The organism is Prevotella sp. C0026C3 (genome assembly GCF_056590795.1).
On record NZ_JBWPWW010000003.1, the window covers coordinates 201455 to 219443 of the forward strand.

The 17989-nt window shown below is 42.1% G+C and carries 18 protein-coding genes and 2 tRNA genes; 6 read left to right on the forward strand and 14 right to left on the reverse strand.

The annotated features are described in order from the left end of the window. Positions 1–15 precede the first annotated feature (15 nt). The 6 genes from AC1EK4_RS03170 to AC1EK4_RS03195 form a co-directional block, all read right to left on the reverse strand. Positions 16–708, reverse strand: a complete 693-nt coding sequence (locus AC1EK4_RS03170) for a DUF6048 family protein (RefSeq protein WP_480356976.1) — start codon at positions 706–708, stop codon at positions 16–18. Further along, positions 659–1138 carry a DUF6452 family protein gene (locus AC1EK4_RS03175; protein WP_036896498.1) on the reverse strand — a complete coding sequence of 160 codons (480 nt, stop codon included), beginning with the start codon at positions 1136–1138 and terminating at the stop codon, positions 659–661. The genes AC1EK4_RS03170 and AC1EK4_RS03175 overlap by 50 nt, the downstream gene beginning before the upstream one ends. After that, positions 1126–2088: a glycosyltransferase family 2 protein gene (locus AC1EK4_RS03180; protein WP_036896497.1), complete on the reverse strand. Its 963-nt coding sequence runs from the start codon at positions 2086–2088 to the stop codon at positions 1126–1128. The genes AC1EK4_RS03175 and AC1EK4_RS03180 overlap by 13 nt, the downstream gene beginning before the upstream one ends. A 2-nt stretch (positions 2089–2090) precedes the next feature. Continuing rightward, positions 2091–2618 (reverse strand): DUF4199 domain-containing protein, encoded by a 528-nt coding sequence (locus AC1EK4_RS03185; protein ID WP_036896495.1) that lies wholly within the window; start codon positions 2616–2618, stop codon positions 2091–2093. Positions 2619–2780: 162 nt separating this feature from the next. Beyond that, positions 2781–2854 (reverse strand) — tRNA-Thr (locus AC1EK4_RS03190). A gap of 198 nt (positions 2855–3052) precedes the next feature. Next, positions 3053–5635 (reverse strand): endonuclease MutS2, encoded by a 2583-nt coding sequence (locus AC1EK4_RS03195; protein WP_480356977.1) that lies wholly within the window; start codon positions 5633–5635, stop codon positions 3053–3055. Between the two features lie 136 nt (positions 5636–5771). On the opposite strand from AC1EK4_RS03195, the gene AC1EK4_RS03200 reads away from it, so the two are divergent. Both AC1EK4_RS03200 and rpe read left to right on the forward strand, forming a co-directional pair. Further along, positions 5772–5897: a hypothetical protein gene (locus AC1EK4_RS03200; RefSeq protein ID WP_255347956.1), complete on the forward strand. Its 126-nt coding sequence runs from the start codon at positions 5772–5774 to the stop codon at positions 5895–5897. 17 nt (positions 5898–5914) lie between these two features. Then, the gene (gene rpe, locus AC1EK4_RS03205) at positions 5915–6574 is read left to right on the forward strand and encodes a ribulose-phosphate 3-epimerase (protein ID WP_480356978.1); all 660 of its coding nucleotides are present in this window, start codon (positions 5915–5917) and stop codon (positions 6572–6574) included. Here the strand turns inward: rpe and AC1EK4_RS03210 are convergent. Then, positions 6571–7167, reverse strand: coding sequence for a sigma-70 family RNA polymerase sigma factor (locus tag AC1EK4_RS03210; protein ID WP_036896492.1), 597 nt, complete (start codon positions 7165–7167; stop codon positions 6571–6573). The genes rpe and AC1EK4_RS03210 overlap by 4 nt on opposite strands. 461 nt (positions 7168–7628) lie before the next feature. Beyond that, positions 7629–8978 (reverse strand): MATE family efflux transporter, encoded by a 1350-nt coding sequence (locus AC1EK4_RS03215; RefSeq protein ID WP_480356998.1) that lies wholly within the window; start codon positions 8976–8978, stop codon positions 7629–7631. A 145-nt stretch (positions 8979–9123) separates the two neighbouring features. Between AC1EK4_RS03215 and AC1EK4_RS03220 the strand changes: the two genes are divergently transcribed. Further along, positions 9124–9819 (forward strand): alpha/beta hydrolase-fold protein, encoded by a 696-nt coding sequence (locus AC1EK4_RS03220; RefSeq protein ID WP_036896490.1) that lies wholly within the window; start codon positions 9124–9126, stop codon positions 9817–9819. Here the strand turns inward: AC1EK4_RS03220 and AC1EK4_RS03225 are convergent. After that, positions 9808–10893, reverse strand: coding sequence for an AAA family ATPase (locus tag AC1EK4_RS03225; RefSeq protein WP_036896489.1), 1086 nt, complete (start codon positions 10891–10893; stop codon positions 9808–9810). The two genes, AC1EK4_RS03220 and AC1EK4_RS03225, sit on opposite strands and share 12 nt — an antisense overlap. Before the next feature lie 236 nt (positions 10894–11129). Here AC1EK4_RS03225 and AC1EK4_RS03230 point away from each other — a divergent pair. Continuing rightward, positions 11130–11203, forward strand: a tRNA-Pro gene (locus AC1EK4_RS03230). A 40-nt stretch (positions 11204–11243) separates the two neighbouring features. On the opposite strand, the gene AC1EK4_RS03235 is transcribed toward AC1EK4_RS03230, so the two are convergent. Genes AC1EK4_RS03235 through AC1EK4_RS03255 form a run of 5 tightly spaced genes read right to left on the reverse strand, consistent with a single transcriptional unit; the run spans position 11244 to position 16007 of the window. After that, complete coding sequence (locus tag AC1EK4_RS03235) at positions 11244–12140, reverse strand: outer membrane protein assembly factor BamD (protein WP_052052768.1); 897 nt, start codon at positions 12138–12140, stop codon at positions 11244–11246. Between the two features lie 10 nt (positions 12141–12150). Continuing rightward, positions 12151–12858, reverse strand: coding sequence for a glycoside hydrolase family 25 protein (locus tag AC1EK4_RS03240; protein WP_062434828.1), 708 nt, complete (start codon positions 12856–12858; stop codon positions 12151–12153). 56 nt (positions 12859–12914) lie between these two features. Then, positions 12915–13613, reverse strand: a complete 699-nt coding sequence (locus tag AC1EK4_RS03245) for a hypothetical protein (protein WP_480356980.1) — start codon at positions 13611–13613, stop codon at positions 12915–12917. Between the two features lie 12 nt (positions 13614–13625). Continuing rightward, a complete protein-coding gene (locus AC1EK4_RS03250; protein WP_480356983.1) occupies positions 13626–14918 on the reverse strand; it encodes a Na+/H+ antiporter NhaC family protein in 1293 nt (430 codons plus the stop codon). A 24-nt stretch (positions 14919–14942) separates the two neighbouring features. Continuing rightward, complete coding sequence (locus tag AC1EK4_RS03255) at positions 14943–16007, reverse strand: LacI family DNA-binding transcriptional regulator (RefSeq protein ID WP_036896486.1); 1065 nt, start codon at positions 16005–16007, stop codon at positions 14943–14945. 247 nt (positions 16008–16254) lie between these two features. Here AC1EK4_RS03255 and AC1EK4_RS03260 point away from each other — a divergent pair, with 247 nt between their 5' ends. Together AC1EK4_RS03260 and AC1EK4_RS03265 are read left to right on the forward strand one after the other, a co-directional pair. Further along, the gene (locus AC1EK4_RS03260; RefSeq protein ID WP_036896484.1) at positions 16255–17277 is read left to right on the forward strand and encodes a sugar kinase; all 1023 of its coding nucleotides are present in this window, start codon (positions 16255–16257) and stop codon (positions 17275–17277) included. A 13-nt stretch (positions 17278–17290) separates the two neighbouring features. Further along, on the forward strand, positions 17291–17959 hold the full coding sequence (locus AC1EK4_RS03265; protein WP_036896527.1) for a bifunctional 4-hydroxy-2-oxoglutarate aldolase/2-dehydro-3-deoxy-phosphogluconate aldolase: 669 nt from the start codon (positions 17291–17293) through the stop codon (positions 17957–17959). Positions 17960–17989 lie beyond the last annotated feature (30 nt).

The window sequence follows — 17989 nt, forward strand, 5'->3', positions numbered from 1 at the left end:
CGTATTGTTAAAAGATTAGAATTCAAGTGCGACATTAAATGTTCCACCTAGTCGGGCATTGCCATATCGTCCGTATCCCGGTACATACCACGGAGCACCAATGTCTCCATGGTTGTGTATTAAGCGCCGACGATAGCGGAAACTCCAACCTAATCGGAGTGGTCCCCATATTTTTGCATCAATAGCAAAGAGTGCTTCGAGCCAATGAAAAGAACCACTGATACCGGTAGCAGAAATGTTTGTATTGCCTTTCCAAATCGGATCTACAAGTCCGGAACTAGCTACATTATATTTAAAATTCGTGAAAGCATAGCGAAAACCGCCATATATGCGGTATATATCGTGCTTATCTTTCATTAGATTGAAGTCTACACCTGCTTTGAAATAAGGCGCATTTGTTTTATAAGTGAGTTTGGTTGAGGCATTCTCGGCATTGGCTTTACCATAACCAAGTTCCACTGTCGGAAAGTATTTATCTTTTAAATTCACTTTAACAGCACCTTCGTATTGTCCATAATCGCTCACGGCAAGTTGCACAGGACCTACTAAATCGGTTGAAACTTGCACTCCGCGGAATGTTGGTATCGTGTCTTGGACCGGTACAATTTTCTTTTTATACTGTTGTGCAAAGGACGGAATGCACACCAAGAACAAAAGACTACTGATAGCGATCTTTGAAAGTGATGTTGAAATGGCTTGGTGTTGCATCGTAGTTTACGTTGGCATTGTTAATAGAAAGATTCTCAATCATGTGGGTAGTGAAGCGTACCGACTTGATAGTATGAAAGACAACTGCATTACAATCTACCGATTCAAAGTGTGGTTGATTAGTCTTTTCCACAACAATGGTATCTCTTCCGAGCTTACCGCTCTTATTGGCATATAAGAAATAAAAGGTGTCTGCGTCGTTGGCATAGCTCATTGGTAACTGAAAACTATCCACTTCAATAGCTCTATTGAGAACGATTGAATCGACGCCATTGCCCAAATTAGCAAATACTGTCAACGAATCTTGCAGTTTCTTCACAGTACCTTGAAGCTTATACGTGGTATAAACTCGACTGTTCATGGGGCATTCGATACTCGAACAAGCAGCTAACAGCACACCCGATAAGATGAGTAGAATCAGTCTTCGCATCTTAATTTCTTTTCTATTTGATAATCATTGCGACCGGGATTGCTTCTGCTGATGAGGTCACCAAGGAATCCTGCAAGGAACAACTGGGTGCCGATGAGCATGGTGGTCAATGCTATATAAAACCAAGGGGAACTTGTAATCAGGCGTTGGGGAATCCCGTTAGAGAGGGCATAGAGCTTATCTGCTCCAATCAAGAGAACCGCAATGAAGCCTATAAAGAACATGATTGAACCCAAAAGGCCAAATACATGCATTGGTTTTTTACCGAAATTGCTGAGAAACCACAGGGTTATCAAGTCTAGATAGCCGTTGAAGAAACGATTGATACCAAACTTTGTAGAGCCGTATTTGCGTGCTTGGTGGTGCACAACTTTCTCGCCAATTTTATCAAATCCTGCATTCTTGGCCAAATAAGGGATGTATCGATGCATCTCTCCATACACTTCTATGTTCTTTACAACCTCTTTACGATAAGCTTTCAAGCCACAATTGAAGTCGTGAAGATTAGGGATGCCACTGATTTTTCGTGCTGTTGCATTGAAAAGTTTGGTAGGAATGGTCTTTGATAGTGGGTCGTAACGCTTCTGTTTGTATCCGGAAACGAGGTCGTAACCATCTACTGTAATCATTCGATATAGCTCAGGAATCTCGTCGGGAGAGTCTTGTAAATCGGCATCCATGGTGATAACAACGTCTCCTTGTGCCTCTTGGAATCCGCAAAAGAGTGCCGGACTCTTTCCATAATTGCGACGGAACTTGATTCCTTTGACGTTATTATCTTTCGTACTAAGTTCCTCTATGACGTTCCACGAGTTGTCTGTAGAACCGTCATTGATAAAGATTATCTCGTAAGTAAAGTTGTTGGCCTTCATCACACGCTGAATCCAAGCGTGCAATTCGGGTAAAGATTCATCCTCATTATAAAGAGGTACAACTACTGATATATCCATATTTAGTGTTTTATAATGTTCTTTTTAGTTCGTCTGAAGCAGAAAAGGGCAATTACAGGCGTAACGATGAAACCTAAAATGATTTCATCTATCATGAAGATGGAGGTCAACGACAGAGGCGACATTTGAGTATAGAAGCTTATGGCTTTAGTATATTCGTGCCCTTTTGAGCCGGTTATGGTGTCCATTAATATGGCCGTTGATGTCAACATCGAGGTGAACTGCCCATCATCTACAAGGCTTAGATAGAAAAATTGGAATGCTGAAAAGATGAAAGCACCGCAGAAGAACACATCCATACAATATAGTATAGCACGTCCAAGAGGAATGATGCCATCTAAAGCGTAGTCTCTAAATTTTGTCAATCGCCACCCTACGAAGAACGGAGTGAACAAAACAAGGAACCCACCAATTCCTATTTCAGGTAAATAGATCGTGCTTAGGAAACTTACAATCCATAAAATGGCCAAATAGACACCGTCTAATCGGGCGAAAGCTTGCATTTGTAAGATGGAACGAATGTTTATCATTAACAGAAAAATGCGTTTGTATTTAGTTGCAAAAATACGCAAATTCCCGCATAATATGCCATAAGTTGAGAAAAATTGTGTTTTTTTAGACGGGAGCTAGAGGTCTGCTTGAAAATGTAAAAGGAACAGAGCTACAATGAATGTACGTTCTATTCCTTCTTGAGCCTCTTGTCGGATTCGAACCAACGACCCCGAGATTACAAATCACGTGCTCTGGCCAACTGAGCTAAAGAGGCAGGTGGGCAAGCTGTTCATATCGCGCCGCTACAACCTAATACCCTTGCTGCGTTCCCACCCTGGGGGATTCAAAGGGAGCTGGCCGTATGAGACTTGCCCATGTTTTGCTTATAAAGCGGGTGCAAAGGTACATAATTTGAATAATAAAAGGAAGAAAGCAGCTTGGAATTCTGCTTTTATTAACATATATTTATAACTTACATGTCCACGACGGTGATTCCTGCACCACCGAATTGTACGTGTTCGTCGGCATATCTAATGACGTTAGGGATAGTCGCGAGATATTGTCTGATGAGTTGGCGGAGGATTCCATTACCTTTCCCGTGGAGTATTCTGACTCGGCTCATGCCCACAAGAATAGCGTCATCAATAAAATATTGCACGGCATTCAGTGCTTCGTCGCCTCGCATACCTCTCACATCTAAGTCTTGATGGAAGTTTTGTCGGTGGTCATCAATGGTGTCGCGTGTCTGCTTATTTACTCCTGTAGAGATTTTCTCAATGGTTTTATTGCTCTTTGTCAAGTTGGTTTCCGGAAGGTCTTGTACTGCTTCTAATCGATCAAGTTTCAACTTTGAACGCATGCCACCGAATATTGCGGTACATGAGTTGCCCTCTATAGTTTCAATCGTACCAATCGTTTTTAGTCCCTTGATGCGTACGGTATCACCCACAACAAGCGGTTTGTTATGGGTGCTAGGTGTACGTTTGTCTGTAGCATTGCGCAAAACCTCAACCGCATGTGCCTCTTGGTGGGCCTTGTCTTTCTTGCGTTGAGCTTTTCTCTCTTTGCGTTGTTTAATCTGTTCAATCTTACGAGCGATGAGATCGTCGTTAGCTTTTGTGTCAATATCGCTGATGCTTTCCTCAAATTTCTTCAGTTCTTGTCGAATACGTTTGGTTTCTTCTTTCTCAGCTTGTTTTTCTCGAATCTCTCGAATTGTATTCTCAATACGCTTATTACTCTCTTTGATGAGTTCTTCTGCTTGCGCTTTTGCCTTTCTAAGTATTTCTTTGCGCTGTTGCTCAATCTCGTTGATGCTGTCTTCGTATCGGGCTATAGTCTTTTCCATGTCTTTCTCACGGAGTCGGGCAGTCTGTCTTTTGCCTTCCCAATATCGTTTGTCGCGTACAATGTCTTGTAGATATTTGTCGCTTTGAATGTAATCGTTCCCCACAATCTCTGATGCTTCATTGATAACGGCTTCGGGTAAACCGGTCTTTCGTGCTATCTCGATAGCAAAGGAACTTCCCGGTCGGCCGATAGCCAATTGGAAAAGCGCTTTCATTTCATGTCGGTCATAGAGCATTGCACCATTTGCGGCGCAGTCATGATTGTCTGCGAAATGCTTTAGATTCTGATAGTGAGTGGTGATAACGCCCCAAGTTCCTTTGTCGGCAAGATTGTTGAGTACACTTTCAGCAATAGCTCCACCAATCTGTGGCTCCGTTCCTGAGCCAAATTCATCAATCAATATAATTGTTCGATCATTGGCTTGCTTCATCATATTCTTCATGTTCATCAGGTGACTGGAGTATGTACTTAGGTCGTTTTCCATGCTCTGTTCGTCTCCGATGTCAATCATGATGTCTTCAAATACACCTGCTTGCGAACGGTCGCCAATCGGGATGCTCAGTCCGCATTGCAGCATATATTGTAATAATCCTACAGTCTTCAAGCAGACACTTTTTCCTCCAGCATTGGGACCGGATATAATGAGGATACGCTTTTCTTTAGTCAGCGTAATGTCTAAGGGTACTACACGCTTCTGTTGTTTCTCTAGGGTAATCCGTAAGAGTGGATGAATGGCTTGTATCCAATCGATTACTGGTTTTGACTCTACTGTAGGCTCGAAAGCAAGCATCTGTTTTGCAGTCTCCGCCTTAGCCCGTATTAAGTCTACCAGTCCCAAGAAATGATAGGCGTCGAGCAACTCGTGTACATGTGGACGAATCTTCTTAGTGACTTCTGTCAATATGCGAATGACCTCATGTCGTTCATCGCTTTCTAGTTCTCGTATTCTGTTGTTGGCTTCTACCACTTCGGTGGGCTCTATATAGACTGTTCGTCCCGTTGCCGACTCATCATGTATGATACCTTTAATTTTGCGTTTCAGGGTCGGGGCAACAGGTATTACGAGGCGTCCATCGCGCAAAGTGGGAGTCACATCTTTGTCTACGACTCCTTCGCTTTGTGCCATACGTAATATATTATATAAGGTACGCGAGATAGAACCTTCTGTTCGTTTCAATTCGCGACGTATGTTGAGAAGAGTGGGAGAGGCGTTATCGCGTAGACGACCAAATTTATCTAGAATTTGGTCTATACGCTGTATGAGCAGCGGAAAGGTGGCAACACCGTCGGCCAATGTGTAGAGAGACGGGTATTCTCCACGTTCTCCGGGCGTGGCAGTATAATCACTGGCTTCGTCATCTTCCTCTACACCACGTGAAAGAAACTTCACAATGCGTCCGATAGTGTCTATTGAACGTCTTAAATCGAAAAGTTCTTCCTCTTCCAAGTGGGTGTTTTCGAGTCTGATGCGAGCTATGGCAGCACGCATATCGAAGAAATATTCCAATGGGAAATCTTCCTGTGATTCCAATATACGACGGAATTCTCTGATTTGCTTCATCCACTCGTTGATGGTATCGGGTTCGTCAGTGAAGGTTATCTTGTCTATTTCTTCTTTACCCAGTGTCGATAGGCAATGCGTTTTTAGCAGTTCTCGGATTTCCCGAAATCCTATTTTTTCCTCAAAACTAGTGGGATATATCATGATAGAGTAGCTTCTTTTCTTTATTGAATATGGGCGCGAAGTTACACATTTTTCTTCGACTGTGAAAATATTCGGTTTCTGATGTAATAAAGACAAGTCCACGTCGTTTAAATAATAAAACCAATAAACATTGCCTATGAAAATTTTTACCCAAGAAGAATTGAAACCGTCAGAGCAGACCTTGCATATTATTAGGCAGATAGCCTATCATTATCGTGTTGCCAATGTGAATGGTAAAGAAACTGTATGTTGTTTTAATTAATCCCATCTATTTAAAGAATGAAGACTATTGTATCTCCTTCGTTGTTGTCGGCCAATTTCATTGACTTGAAGAGCGATGTGGAAATGATTAATAAAAGTGATGCCGACTGGTTGCATATGGATGTGATGGACGGTGTGTTTGTGCCGAACATATCATTTGGTTTTCCTGTTTTGGAAGCTGTAAGTAAAGCTTGTAATAAGCCGTTGGACGTGCATTTGATGATTGTGAACCCCGAACGCTATATAGAGCAGACTGCTAAATGCGGTGCCGAATATATGACAATCCATTATGAAGCATGCACCCATCTGCATCGTGCTATTCAACAAATTCATGCAGCAGGAATGAAAGCGGGAGTAAGTTTAAATCCCTCTACACCAGTTTGGGTGTTGGAAGATGTTATCAAGGATTTGGACTTGGTATTGTTGATGAGTGTGAATCCCGGATTTGGTGGACAGAAATTTATAGAAAATACAATTGATAAAGTGGCTCGACTTCGCGAGTTGATACAGCGTACAGGTAGTCATGCGCTCATTGAAGTCGATGGAGGGGTGCAGGGGGAAACGGCTCCCCGGCTCGTAGAAGCTGGAGTAGATGCACTTGTAAGTGGTAGCTATGTGTTTAAGTCAAGGGACCCTATAACCACCATCCATTCTCTAAAAGAATTGAAGAAAATTTAATCAATCACCAGCGCTACGTTGTGTTCTTTAGCCATTCTGCGCATATTGAGCAGAGCGTAGCGCATTCTTCCCAACGAAGTATTGATACTTACATTGGTAAGCTCGGCAATTTCTTTGAACGATAATTCTTGGTAATAGCGCATGAATACCACCTCGCGCTGTGGGGCTGGGAGTAGATTCATCATCTGCTTTACGTCGTTGAGTGTCTGTTGATAGACGTAATAGTTTTCTATATTGCTTGTGATAGTTTGCTGTACATGCAGGTTTGAAAGGTCGTTATCTTGTGTCGGCTCAACTATCTTTTCCGTTTTTTGGGCTCTATACCAGTCCATGATAACATTATGGGCTATACGCGTAAGCCAAGCAGAGAATTTCCCACTTGTCGTATACTTACGTTGTTTGAGTTTGCAGATAACTTTAACGAAAGTTTCTTGGAATATGTCGTCAGCAACTTCGCGGTCTCTGACAACGAAAAGTATGTAGGAGAAGAGTTTGGATTGGTTGCGTGACAATAATAAATCAAAAGCCCTATTGTCTCCGTCTATATAACGGAGAGCCAATTCCTCATCGGTCATCTCTTGGAGATTGTTCATTTCTTAAAAGTTAATTGTTTCAAGTAAATGTGTATCGATAGGCTGATAAACTTATAAAACTATTGTCTTAGAACTGTTAATTATATGCAAAGTTAAGATGATTTTACCAATTTACCAAATTTATGATATAAAAAAGAGGTTGGTGCAGGATGCTACCAACCTCAAAAATAGATTTCGATAAAATGGTCGAAATCATGAAAACTAATACCGCAAATGTAGGTTTTTCATTTGATAAAAGCAAATTTTAGACCCACAAAAGTCTTTTTTTTAACATAATTGTCTATTTCTTGACCTTGTTGCAAGAGCTTAACAGTATGGCTGCCAAGCTTTTGCAGCATTGCTGAAAAGGCAAGACAGCACTCTTGCCGAGGCTTGGCAGTAAGTGGAGAATGATGAGTTAGGAGTGAGAAGTGGTGAGTTAGGAGTGAAAAACGATGCGGTATGAGTGAAGAGTGAGGGGATTATGAGTGGACAGAGTGATTGGTGTAGGAGTTTAATCGACGCTTGAAAAAATAATAATATAGGATTCCTGCAGTGGTCAGGCCAATGGGGAAGGCAGCCCAAATACCCAGCAGGCCGTATTGATAGCGTATGCCTAAGAAGTAACCGGTGGGTAGGGATATGACAAAGTAGGCTATAAAGGCAACGATGGTTAGTGGCTTTACATCTGCCATTCCACGTAAAGCATTGGCGTAGTTACATTGCATGCCATCGCCAAACTGATAGATGAAGAGTACGATGATGACTTCTGATACAAGCGTTGTCACCTCTAGGTTGTCGGTAAAGCAACCACCGATAGAGCTACGAAATGCCAATACGGGGATAGAGATCATTACTGCTATCGCGAGAACAAGATGAAAGCCGGCTGTAGCTGTGCATTGGATATTCTTATAATCGTGCTGTCCATGGAAGTGACTGGTTCTTACGGCGACAGCAGCAGCCATGCCATAGTAAACCATATAAAAGTATTGTGAAATGGTTAAAATGACTTGATGGGCTGCAAGAGCAGTGGTTCCAATCCATCCTACCATAATAGAGCTGAGACTGAAAGCTGCAGTTTCCATTCCCATCTGAAATGCCAATGGCCATCCTAGTTTGTTGAGGTGGACGAAATCTTTGCGATTGAGATTACCTTCATGATAGCCTCGGCGTATTTCCTGATGTCTGTTGGTGAAGAAAAATATGTAGAAGTATGCAATGGCCATGATTATGCGAGAGACCATAGTAGCGATTCCGGCACCTAGCAGTCCTAATTCCGGCAGCCCCATCTTGCCATATATCAGAATATAGTTGCCTAGGATGTTTAAGAGATTGCCACCTAACAGTATCCACATGGGTGTCTTCGTGTCGCCAGTACCATCGGATAATTGCTTGAATGTGTTGAACCATGCAACAGAAGGTATGGAAACTAGATTGATGATGAAATAGGGACGCATAAGCGGAAGTAACTCTTTGGGCTGCCCTAAATGGTGTATATTGAGATATAGAAAGCCTAGTAAGCCCATAACAATGATGGCTAACAGGCTGTTGGCAAGGAGACTGTTCTTTAGAAATTCGCCAATTCTTCGGCTTTTTCCTTGTCCAAACAGCGAGCCTACAATAGGGGTGAAACCATAAGAAAAGCCCATGGAGAAGATGAGGACTAATACAAACAGATTGTTGACAAAGGCTGCTGCCGCCAGTTCTTGCGTGCTATGATGTCCTATCATCAGTGTATCGGCAGTACCGAGAATAATGGTTCCGATTTGCCCGACAATGATGGGAAACCCTAAAGTGAGTAACGACTTGTAATGATTGGAATATGAATACATCTTTAACATATGAGTGCAAAGATAGTTAAATTATGAGGTGTGGTGGGTATGAGAGATGGGAAAAATATAAAAAAGTACCGTTTATGGTGGGTTGGTACAGGAAAATGAATAACTTTAAAGGTGATTTTAGCCAAAGAAAGAGGAGATGGAGAAAACGGAAATCTTGATAAATAAGCGTAATTGCCGTATGTATGGAAATGTAGATGCAAATTATGTGCTGATCCAACCGGTTGATGAGCACAATCTAGAAGTGCTTGATGAGGAAGTGGCTATGATTGCGGGAGCGGTTGATGAATCATTTCTGCTTGTCGCATATCCCATCGAACAATGGTTGGAAGAGTTGTCACCGTGGTCGACTCCGCCTGTATTTGGGAAACAAGCGTTTGGTGATGGTGCAGCCGATACGTTGCAAGTTATTATAAAACAGATGATTCCTGCATTGCGAGATAAGCGTGTTGTGGCGAAGTCACCTATATGTATAATAGGTGGTTACTCCTTGGCGGGGCTATTTGCCTTATGGGTTGGCTGCCAGTCAAATATGTTTCAAGCAGTTGTAGCAGCTTCTCCGTCGGTATGGTTTCCGCGTTGGTTGGAGTTTGCAGAGCATCATCCGCAGCATGTAAAGGCTGTCTATTTAAGTTTGGGGGATCGCGAAGAACATACTCGCAACCAACAGATGGTTTTGGTTGGAGAATGCATTAGGCGACAATATGAATTATGTCAACAGCAAGTGGGGATGTCATCAATCTTGGAATGGAATCCCGGTAATCATTTCCAACAGTCGGTTGAGCGAACCGCCAAGGGCTTTATATGGGCTTTGAGGCAATTGTCAGCGTCGTAAAGCAAGGTTGTAATTATAGTAATCGGCATTGCCGGTGATGTCTTTGATGACTTTAATAAAAGGTGGAAACTTCACGTCTTCTTGCTTTTCTACCCCTTTTGTCTCAAGTATCACAAGGTTTTCAATGGGGCTGAGATACGTGTCGAGTTCAAAATATTGTCCTTTCCAAATGAAACTCTTGCGCATTTTACGAATCGTTTGTCGGTAAGGATCGGCCTGTTGTAGCATCGATGCATAAAGGTTATTGCTGATTTGACGCTCTGTCTCTAGTTGTTCTGTTTCGGAAAGCCTCTTCTTAGTGGTGTGTACATTTACATTTTTACCATTCCAACTACGCTGGCGAAGTCTTACTTCGCAGCCGGGGTCGGCCACTAAGTAGGTTTGTGTTATCTCGCTCTCAATGCTTCCGGGGATGTCGGCAATACATTCTACGATATATTTCCGTTCCTCAACAATAGGCTGGGGAAGTCCAAGTACACTTGAGATTTCTTTGAGTACGCGATAGAGTTTGTTATCGAAATTCTCGTGATTGTTGATGACGCGCAAGTGCGGATGGCCTGTCCAAGCTTCGATAACTTTCTTATCAAGTTGCCGAGCTAACTCCAATCCCTCGCTTCGATGCTTGTTGTTGCTATTGGTGTAATAGTTTTCTGCACCGTCGGCAGCCGAGACTAGGTGGAGTACGGCGTCGTATCGAGCATCGCGCAATTGTGCTGTTGTGACGCCAATATCGCCAATAATCTTATCCCACATCTCAGATTTCATGTAAGCAGAGATGTCCATTACGCCACGATCACAAATGATGACAACGGGTTCTGTACATGTTTCGGCCATGCGAATGAACTTGTTTTCAAGCTCTAATTGTACTTCTAAGGTGGCTTTTTCACCTTCGTAGAACAGTTGAGGGTTTGAGGTGAGATAGTCCATACCTGATTGACTGAAGAGAGTAGGGACTTCAGGAATAGTAAAAACTTTAAAGCCTAGGCTGGAAAAGTGCTCTATCACCTTGACTAAAGCTGTGGTTTTACCGGCGCATGGGCCACCTGTAAGTACGATTTTCTTGATTTCTTTCATTCTCTTCAATCTGTTGTTATGGTTGTAAATGAGTGACAAAATTAGTCAATTTCCTGCATAGTGCCAAATTATACCTTTATATTGTAGTTATTGATAATAAGCTGTCGACTCATAATTGTCAACAGATAGATAAATAAAAAAGGTCTGGAAAAAGTGAAGATAAAATTTGGTAGTATTAGAAAATGTTGTTACCTTTGCACTCGCAATTCAGAAATTACGGTTTCTAAACATTGCAACGGGGTGTAGCGCAGCCCGGTAGCGCGCCTGGTTTGGGACCAGGTGGTCGCAGGTTCGAATCCTGTCGCCCCGACAAAAAAGCATACCAATTAGGTATGCTTTTTTATTTTCGTTTACTCAATGATTCTCGACATATTGAGTTCTGTTATCTTTCCGTCGGGACCAGTCTTCGCATTGAATCTGTATTTGGTCTTCGTATTCTTGCTAGCATCAGTATATTCAGTACTTTGTATGGCAGAGAAAGTGACGGTATATTCGTATTCGTCTAGCCCAACTTCTTTCTTTGAAATCTTATAATTATTGTTGAGAATCCATTGCATACTCGTCATGTCGTCCTTATATATCTTATGCATGAAAGTAATAACATCGCTTTTGATGGCATCTTGCTTGCCTAAGAATGAGGTAAGGATGTTATTGACTGTGCTTAGTAGAGCATCTTCGTTCCTTGTTTCAATGGCATGGAAGAAGTTACGGAAACTTGTGCTAATCATTTGTAGCTCTTCCGGTTGAACAGTTTTGGCCTTGATGGTCTTGATGGCATCCTTGGCTTGCTCGAAGAATGCACCACTTGGATGGTCTTCCATGTATGAATTGTAAGCGTCGATACTGTTGGCTGTCGACACCGTTTGCCAATCTATGGAGTCAATCTTGCTGAGAGTTTCTTGCTTATGGGGCGAATTCGGGTGAGCAGCTAGGTAATCTTCCAGCATGGATTTGGAGTTGCTGACCACCGCATTGGTCCAGTCTTTATCAATAGACCTTAACATAGATAAGTGGGCTTGGATGCTATCGCGATGCTCCTCCGGTGCGTCGGCATAGCTATCAAGGTAACTCTGCAGTACGTTAGGGTCTGTACTCTTCATCGCGTATTCGTATGCTTCCTTCTCTTTATTGCCGGATGTGTTGGTATAAAAGTAGAAAAAGATACCACAAGCGAATATGGCAATGACGAAACCAAGGATGAATGAAGTGCGTTTACCGCTTTTTTGATTGTTTTCTGTTGGTGTCATAGTAAATGATTTATCTGTGTCTGAATCTGATTTCTCTTAGACTGTGATTGCCCATCATGCGACTTTTGTCTACGTATCCATTGATACCATTGATTCTACCTTTACCGGTATATTGCCACATAATGAAGTCTCTGTTGTCTTTCAAGACCGGTTCTCTCTGTGTATATTGGGCTATCATTAACTCGTAGTTGTCGAGTTTGCCCAGTAGATAGTTGTCGTAGAAGTTTGTGAAAGTGTATATTAGTGGCTTTTGATGGTATGCAGCTTCTACCATGTCAATGAATTTGAAGAGTGAATCGCAAAATTCGTCAGTAGAAAGACCACTTTTTGTCTCAATATCAATCATTGGAATGAGGTCTTGGTCGGCTGGTCTACACTGTGTCATGAAGTTTTGTAACTGTGCCGTGAGATTTGTTTTAGGGCGGAAGAAATGGTAGGAGCCTACTTTAAGTCCGTATTTATGTGCCAACTCAATGTTGCGTTCGTACTTAGCATCAATCCTGTCTCCCCCCTCGGTAGCTTTCAAATACACGTATGCCATCTTGGTGTTGTCTCCTATTGTCTCCCAAAATACATCGCCTTGATAGTGACTTAGGTCAATACCATGGATATGTGAACAAGTGTCTTCACATTGTATATAATAGTCCTGAGCTTGTAATTGGATAGAGAATAAGAGCCCGAAAAGGATATATATAGCTTTCTTTAGAAATTGATTCATATTTGCAAAAATACGGTAAAAGGCAGTAATGACAAAGAAAATTAAATATATTTTGCTTATTCTTCTATCTCTGAAAGCGATCGTGCAAAGTTTCCTATGAAGTTACTAATGGTCTCTATGGGTGCAAACTTGACATAGCGAATGCTTCTTCTCAGGTTTTTGCGCAATAAGGTAGGGTTGTTATGCACGAATCCAGTTTTATCTTGTCTAAAGTGCCATTCTTCTTTTTGGTCGGATTCTGTGTGAGTTACCGTCCTATTCATGAGCCTGAAAGAGTCTTTTTCTAGGAATTCGACAAATGGAATCTCATCTATTTCAAAGCCAAAGAACTGTATAAGGATACTTCCTTGCAACTGAGCTATTCGGCTGATGTGCAATTTCCGAAGCCATTGTTCTAGTTTTATGAAATCTACCTTATCGCCTTTGGTGCGCAAATATTGTCCCAATAGAATGATTCCTTTGATAGAAATACCGCTGTTTATGGTTGCATTGATGTTGGAAACAATAATATTTAAGAGGTCGAGTGTTTCCATAGAAGTGTCTATGGCATGTCGTTCCGCCTCTTGAATATGTTTCAAGCGTCTGTTGAGAATAGGAGTACTAAGTGTTGCTTTCCCTTTGTTGTTATAGTCAATATTCGCCAATAATCCCTCTAATCTTTTTTGTTTGAATCGAGACATTGGCTCCGGCTTTTCGTCGGAGGCAAAGTGTTGTATTCTTAACTCTGCAAATAGGTTTCGTTTGATGATGTCCATACTTGAATCGTTTTAAGAATATTGTTTTGGAAGTCTAAGTAGGATGGCCAGTAAAGCAAATACTCCAATCGCCATAGGGTAATATAGACAAGGGATAATATCTATCGGATTGATGTCGGCAAGGCCCGCAGCCAACAGCATTTGTATGCCGTATGGTATGACACCTTGCACACAACAAGAGAATGTATCCAGTATACTAGCTGCCTTTCTATTGTCTACACCATATTTATCTCCTATCTTTTTAGAGATATTACCAACTGTCAAGATAGCCACGGTGTTGTTTGCTGTACAGATATTGACGAATGATACCAGTGCGGCGATGGTAAGTTCGGCACCTCGTTTACCGTTAATATGAGCTGTCATTTTTTGTATGATGAAGTCTATACCTCCATTCTCTCGTACGATTTCCAACATTCCTCCAGCCATCATGGCTATGATAATGAGTTCTCCCATGCCTAGTATACCGGTTCCCATCGTACCAAACCATTGGAAAATATTGTAATTCCCATTGATAATACCAATGATTCCACAAAGCAGAAGTCCGATAGTCAGCACCGCCATGACGTTCATTCCCAAAATAGCAGTTATCAAAACCACGAGGTAAGGAACTACTTTTACGTATTCCACAGGTGGAAGTTGGGATGGCAATTGTACATCCGTGCCGATGGTAGCGTATGCTATCAGTACCAATATGGCTGCAGGAGCTACAATACGAGCATTTACTTTGAACTTATCGCTCATCTTACAGCCTTGTGTTTGTGTGGCAACGACAGTGGTATCTGATATGAATGAAAGATTGTCTCCAAAGTATGCGCCTCCCACAATAATCGCTGTTACCAATGGAATATTGAAGTTTGTGGAATGGGCGATGCCTACTGCGATAGGTGTCAGGGCTACGATGGTTCCTACACTTGTCCCTATTGAGATAGAGATGAAGCATGCTGCCAGAAAGAGACCGGGCAAAAGGAGACTCGCCGGTAGCACACTCATGGCAAAATTTACTGTTGCGTCGATGCTTCCCATGCTTTTGGCGGAAGACGCAAAAGCCCCTGCCAAGATGTAAATCCATAGCATTAGCAGTAGATTGCTACTTCCCGCTCCTCGGCTATAAATCTCTATCTTTTTGTTAAGAGATGATGTTCCGGGTATGGCAATGGCATATACGCTGGCCACAAGAAAAGCTACTGTTAGCGAAAGGTTGCCCTCTTGGTCTGTCTTGCTAACAGAATATATAGTGAATATCACAATGAATGTGAGTAATACAGCAAGTGGCGTGAGTGCCAACAACCCTCTCTTGGTTTTCAATATTTTATATCCTGCTAAAACGATTTATAATTGTGTGCGACGGTAGAATTCTACATTCTCTTTCGTGAGAAGCTCTATCGGCATGTAGTTGACCGGTTCTACTTTCTTTTTCAATACGATAGCTTTGAACAAAGTCTCTATACAACCGTAGCCTTGTTGGAATGCATGTTGTGCAATCAAGAAAGATATGCTACCTTGTCTGAGGCATTGAGCATTCTTCTCTACCATATCATAGCCCATAATCTGAACGTCCCGGCGATTTGTACGGAGTAGGAAATCACCGACAAGATGTGCTTTAGAGTTCAGTGTAATACAGTGATGCAGGTGTGGATGTGTCGAAAAGAATTGCTCAAGAATATGGTCGTATTCTCTCTTAGAGCCATCTTGAGGCAGATTAACTTCGATAATCTTAATCTCAGGGAAATGGTCATTCATGTAATGTCTAAGTCCAACTTCGCGGTTATTTTGCTGTTTACTGACCACGATACCATTCTTCATCTGCTTCATCAACATGATTTCCGACTCTTGTGAAGCTATCAACATCAGCATCTTGGCTGCAAAGTATCCACTAGCAAACGAGTCTTGACCGAGGAAAGACAGTGGTCTTAAATCGGGCATATAAGAGTCTAGCATGATGAAAGGGATGTTCTGATCGTGCAGTTTATCCGTAAATCTGCGTGTGATTTCTAATAATACCGGTACTACAACTACACCATCGGGAGCGGCTTCCAGACAAGTCGCACATGTATTGTTGAAAGACTCGTCATCAAATCGGTCGTAGAAGAGAATTTGGATTTCGATATGAAAATCTCTACGAGCTTCTGTTGCTTTCTTTGCCCCTTCTTCAATCTCTTCCCAATAGGCTTCCGAGTCGTGCTTGGGTAGGATGAGATAGAATGTATACGACTTGTTATAGGCCAATGCGCTAGCATACATATTGGGCTGATAATTCATTTCTGCCAATGCTTTCTCTACCTTTCTACGTGCTTCTGCCGACACATTGGGGCGGTTATGTAGGATACGGTCTACAGTTCCAACGGAGACTCCTGCTCTTTTCGCAATGTCTTTGATTCTGATTCTTTCAGTCATTGAAATTCTAATAGATAGTTTGCAAGAACATAACGACAAAAGGATGATTCCCTCACCGTATGCTTTTATACATATTATACTTTGCAAACTTACATATTTTTTTTGAATTTTACGCGCTTAAAAAGAAAAAGGTGTGTGCCTACACAATGAATTTTAATTTTGTGCTTTTAGTTTTTCTGCTTTGCAAAATATTGTTTATATTTGCCGAAAAGATAATCAATATCTGACAAACAATAAATTAATTGTAATGGCAAAAGTAGTAACAATGGGCGAGATTATGCTTCGCCTGTCTTCTCCCGGACAAAAAAGATTTGTACAAAGTGATTCCTTTGACGTAGTTTATGGAGGTGGTGAAGCCAATGTAGCAGTGAGTTGTGCCAATTATGGAGATGAAGCTTACTTCGTTTCCAAGGTTCCTGTTCACGAGATAGGGCAGTGTGCTGTTAACGCTTTACGGCGTTTTGGAGTCAATACATCGTATGTGGCACGTGGTGGTAATAGGCTTGGAATCTATTATTTGGAAAGTGGTGCGAGCATGAGACCGTCGAAAGTGATATACGACAGAGCCGGAAGTAGCATGGCCGAGGCTGAACTTTCAGACTTCGACTTTGATGTGATAATGCAGGATGCACAGTGGTTCCATTGGAGTGGAATAACTCCGGCTATCAGCGATAAGGCTGCTGAACTCACTAAGTTGGCTTGTGAAGCCGCACAAAGACATGGTGTAACCGTGAGCTGTGATTTGAATTTTAGAAAGAAACTATGGACACCTGAAAAGGCGCAAAGCATCATGAAGCCTCTTATGCAGTATGTCGATGTGTGCATAGGTAATGAGGAAGATGCTCAATTATGCCTTGGATTTAAGCCTAATGCCGATGTGGAAGGGGGCAAAACAGATGCTGAGGGATATTACAATATCTTCAAAGCCATGATGGAACAATTTGGTTTTAAGTATGTTGTCAGCACGTTAAGGGAATCTATCTCTGCTTCTCATAATGGTTGGAAAGCGCTCATCTACAATGGTAAAGAATTCTATCAGAGTAAGCGTTACGACATTTTGCCTATCATAGACCGCGTTGGTGGAGGCGATAGTTTCTCTGGTGGACTCATTCATGGACTGTTAACTTACGACAACCAAGCTGATGCTTTGGAGTTTGCGGTGGCTGCCTCTGCTTTGAAACATACGATTCCCGGTGACTTTAATATAGTCTCTGTTGCAGAAGTAGAGAGTTTGGCAGGGGGTAATGCAAACGGTAGAGTACAACGATAAAACAACTACGACAATGGCAAGATTTAATAAAGTTCAGGTGATAGAAGCCATGCGGGTTACCGGAATGGTACCTGTATTCTTTAATAACAATGTAGATATTTGCAAGAATGTCATCAAAGCGTGCTATGAGGGTGGCGTGCGAGTGTTTGAATTTACCAATCGTGGTGACTTTGCACATGAAATTTTCGGTGAATTAGTAAAGTGGGCAGCGTCTGAATGCCCTGAGATGATACTGGGTGCAGGTACAGTTATAGACGCTCCTACGGCTGCCTTGTATATGCAATTGGGTGCCAACTTTATTGTAGGCCCTAATTTTAATCCCGAAATTGCACCGGTATGTAATCGTCGATTGGTACCTTATTCTCCCGGATGTGGCAGTGTCAGCGAGATTAGCGATGCACAAGCAGCCGGTTGCGATGTCACGAAGGTATTCCCTGCAGGCAATGTTGGTGGTCCGTCGTTTGTGAAGAATGTGCTTGGTCCGTTGCGTTGGAGCAATATCATGGTGACTGGTGCTGTGTCGCCCGATGAAGAGAACCTCACTTCGTGGATAAAGTCGGGGGTACTTTGCGTCGGTATGGGGTCGCAATTGTTCCCTAAAGATGTGATAGCAGCTGCCAATTGGCAGGCTATTACTGCTAAGTGTAAAGAGGCTTTGGGCTATATTGCCAAGGCTAGATAGAACATATTCTTTAATAAGAATACTGTTATT

What these genes read in the sequence shown, in the direction of transcription:
- AC1EK4_RS03225 (WP_036896489.1), bottom strand. Translation starts at nt 10,893, where the DNA reads ATGAAAGAAATCAAGAAAATCGTACTTACAGGTGGCCCATGCGCCGGT.
- AC1EK4_RS03260 (WP_036896484.1), top strand. Translation starts at nt 16,255, where the DNA reads ATGGCAAAAGTAGTAACAATGGGCGAGATTATGCTTCGCCTGTCTTCT.
- AC1EK4_RS03200 (WP_255347956.1), top strand. Translation starts at nt 5,772, where the DNA reads ATGAAAATTTTTACCCAAGAAGAATTGAAACCGTCAGAGCAGACCTTG.
- rpe (WP_480356978.1), top strand. Translation starts at nt 5,915, where the DNA reads ATGAAGACTATTGTATCTCCTTCGTTGTTGTCGGCCAATTTCATTGAC.
- AC1EK4_RS03220 (WP_036896490.1), top strand. Translation starts at nt 9,124, where the DNA reads ATGGAGAAAACGGAAATCTTGATAAATAAGCGTAATTGCCGTATGTAT.
- AC1EK4_RS03245 (WP_480356980.1), bottom strand. Translation starts at nt 13,613, where the DNA reads ATGGACATCATCAAACGAAACCTATTTGCAGAGTTAAGAATACAACAC.
- AC1EK4_RS03195 (WP_480356977.1), bottom strand. Translation starts at nt 5,635, where the DNA reads ATGATATATCCCACTAGTTTTGAGGAAAAAATAGGATTTCGGGAAATC.
- AC1EK4_RS03185 (WP_036896495.1), bottom strand. Translation starts at nt 2,618, where the DNA reads ATGATAAACATTCGTTCCATCTTACAAATGCAAGCTTTCGCCCGATTA.
- AC1EK4_RS03240 (WP_062434828.1), bottom strand. Translation starts at nt 12,858, where the DNA reads ATGAATCAATTTCTAAAGAAAGCTATATATATCCTTTTCGGGCTCTTA.
- AC1EK4_RS03215 (WP_480356998.1), bottom strand. Translation starts at nt 8,978, where the DNA reads ATGTATTCATATTCCAATCATTACAAGTCGTTACTCACTTTAGGGTTT.
- AC1EK4_RS03255 (WP_036896486.1), bottom strand. Translation starts at nt 16,007, where the DNA reads ATGACTGAAAGAATCAGAATCAAAGACATTGCGAAAAGAGCAGGAGTC.
- AC1EK4_RS03210 (WP_036896492.1), bottom strand. Translation starts at nt 7,167, where the DNA reads ATGAACAATCTCCAAGAGATGACCGATGAGGAATTGGCTCTCCGTTAT.
- AC1EK4_RS03175 (WP_036896498.1), bottom strand. Translation starts at nt 1,138, where the DNA reads ATGCGAAGACTGATTCTACTCATCTTATCGGGTGTGCTGTTAGCTGCT.
- AC1EK4_RS03170 (WP_480356976.1), bottom strand. Translation starts at nt 708, where the DNA reads ATGCAACACCAAGCCATTTCAACATCACTTTCAAAGATCGCTATCAGT.
- AC1EK4_RS03265 (WP_036896527.1), top strand. Translation starts at nt 17,291, where the DNA reads ATGGCAAGATTTAATAAAGTTCAGGTGATAGAAGCCATGCGGGTTACC.
- AC1EK4_RS03180 (WP_036896497.1), bottom strand. Translation starts at nt 2,088, where the DNA reads ATGGATATATCAGTAGTTGTACCTCTTTATAATGAGGATGAATCTTTA.
- AC1EK4_RS03235 (WP_052052768.1), bottom strand. Translation starts at nt 12,140, where the DNA reads ATGACACCAACAGAAAACAATCAAAAAAGCGGTAAACGCACTTCATTC.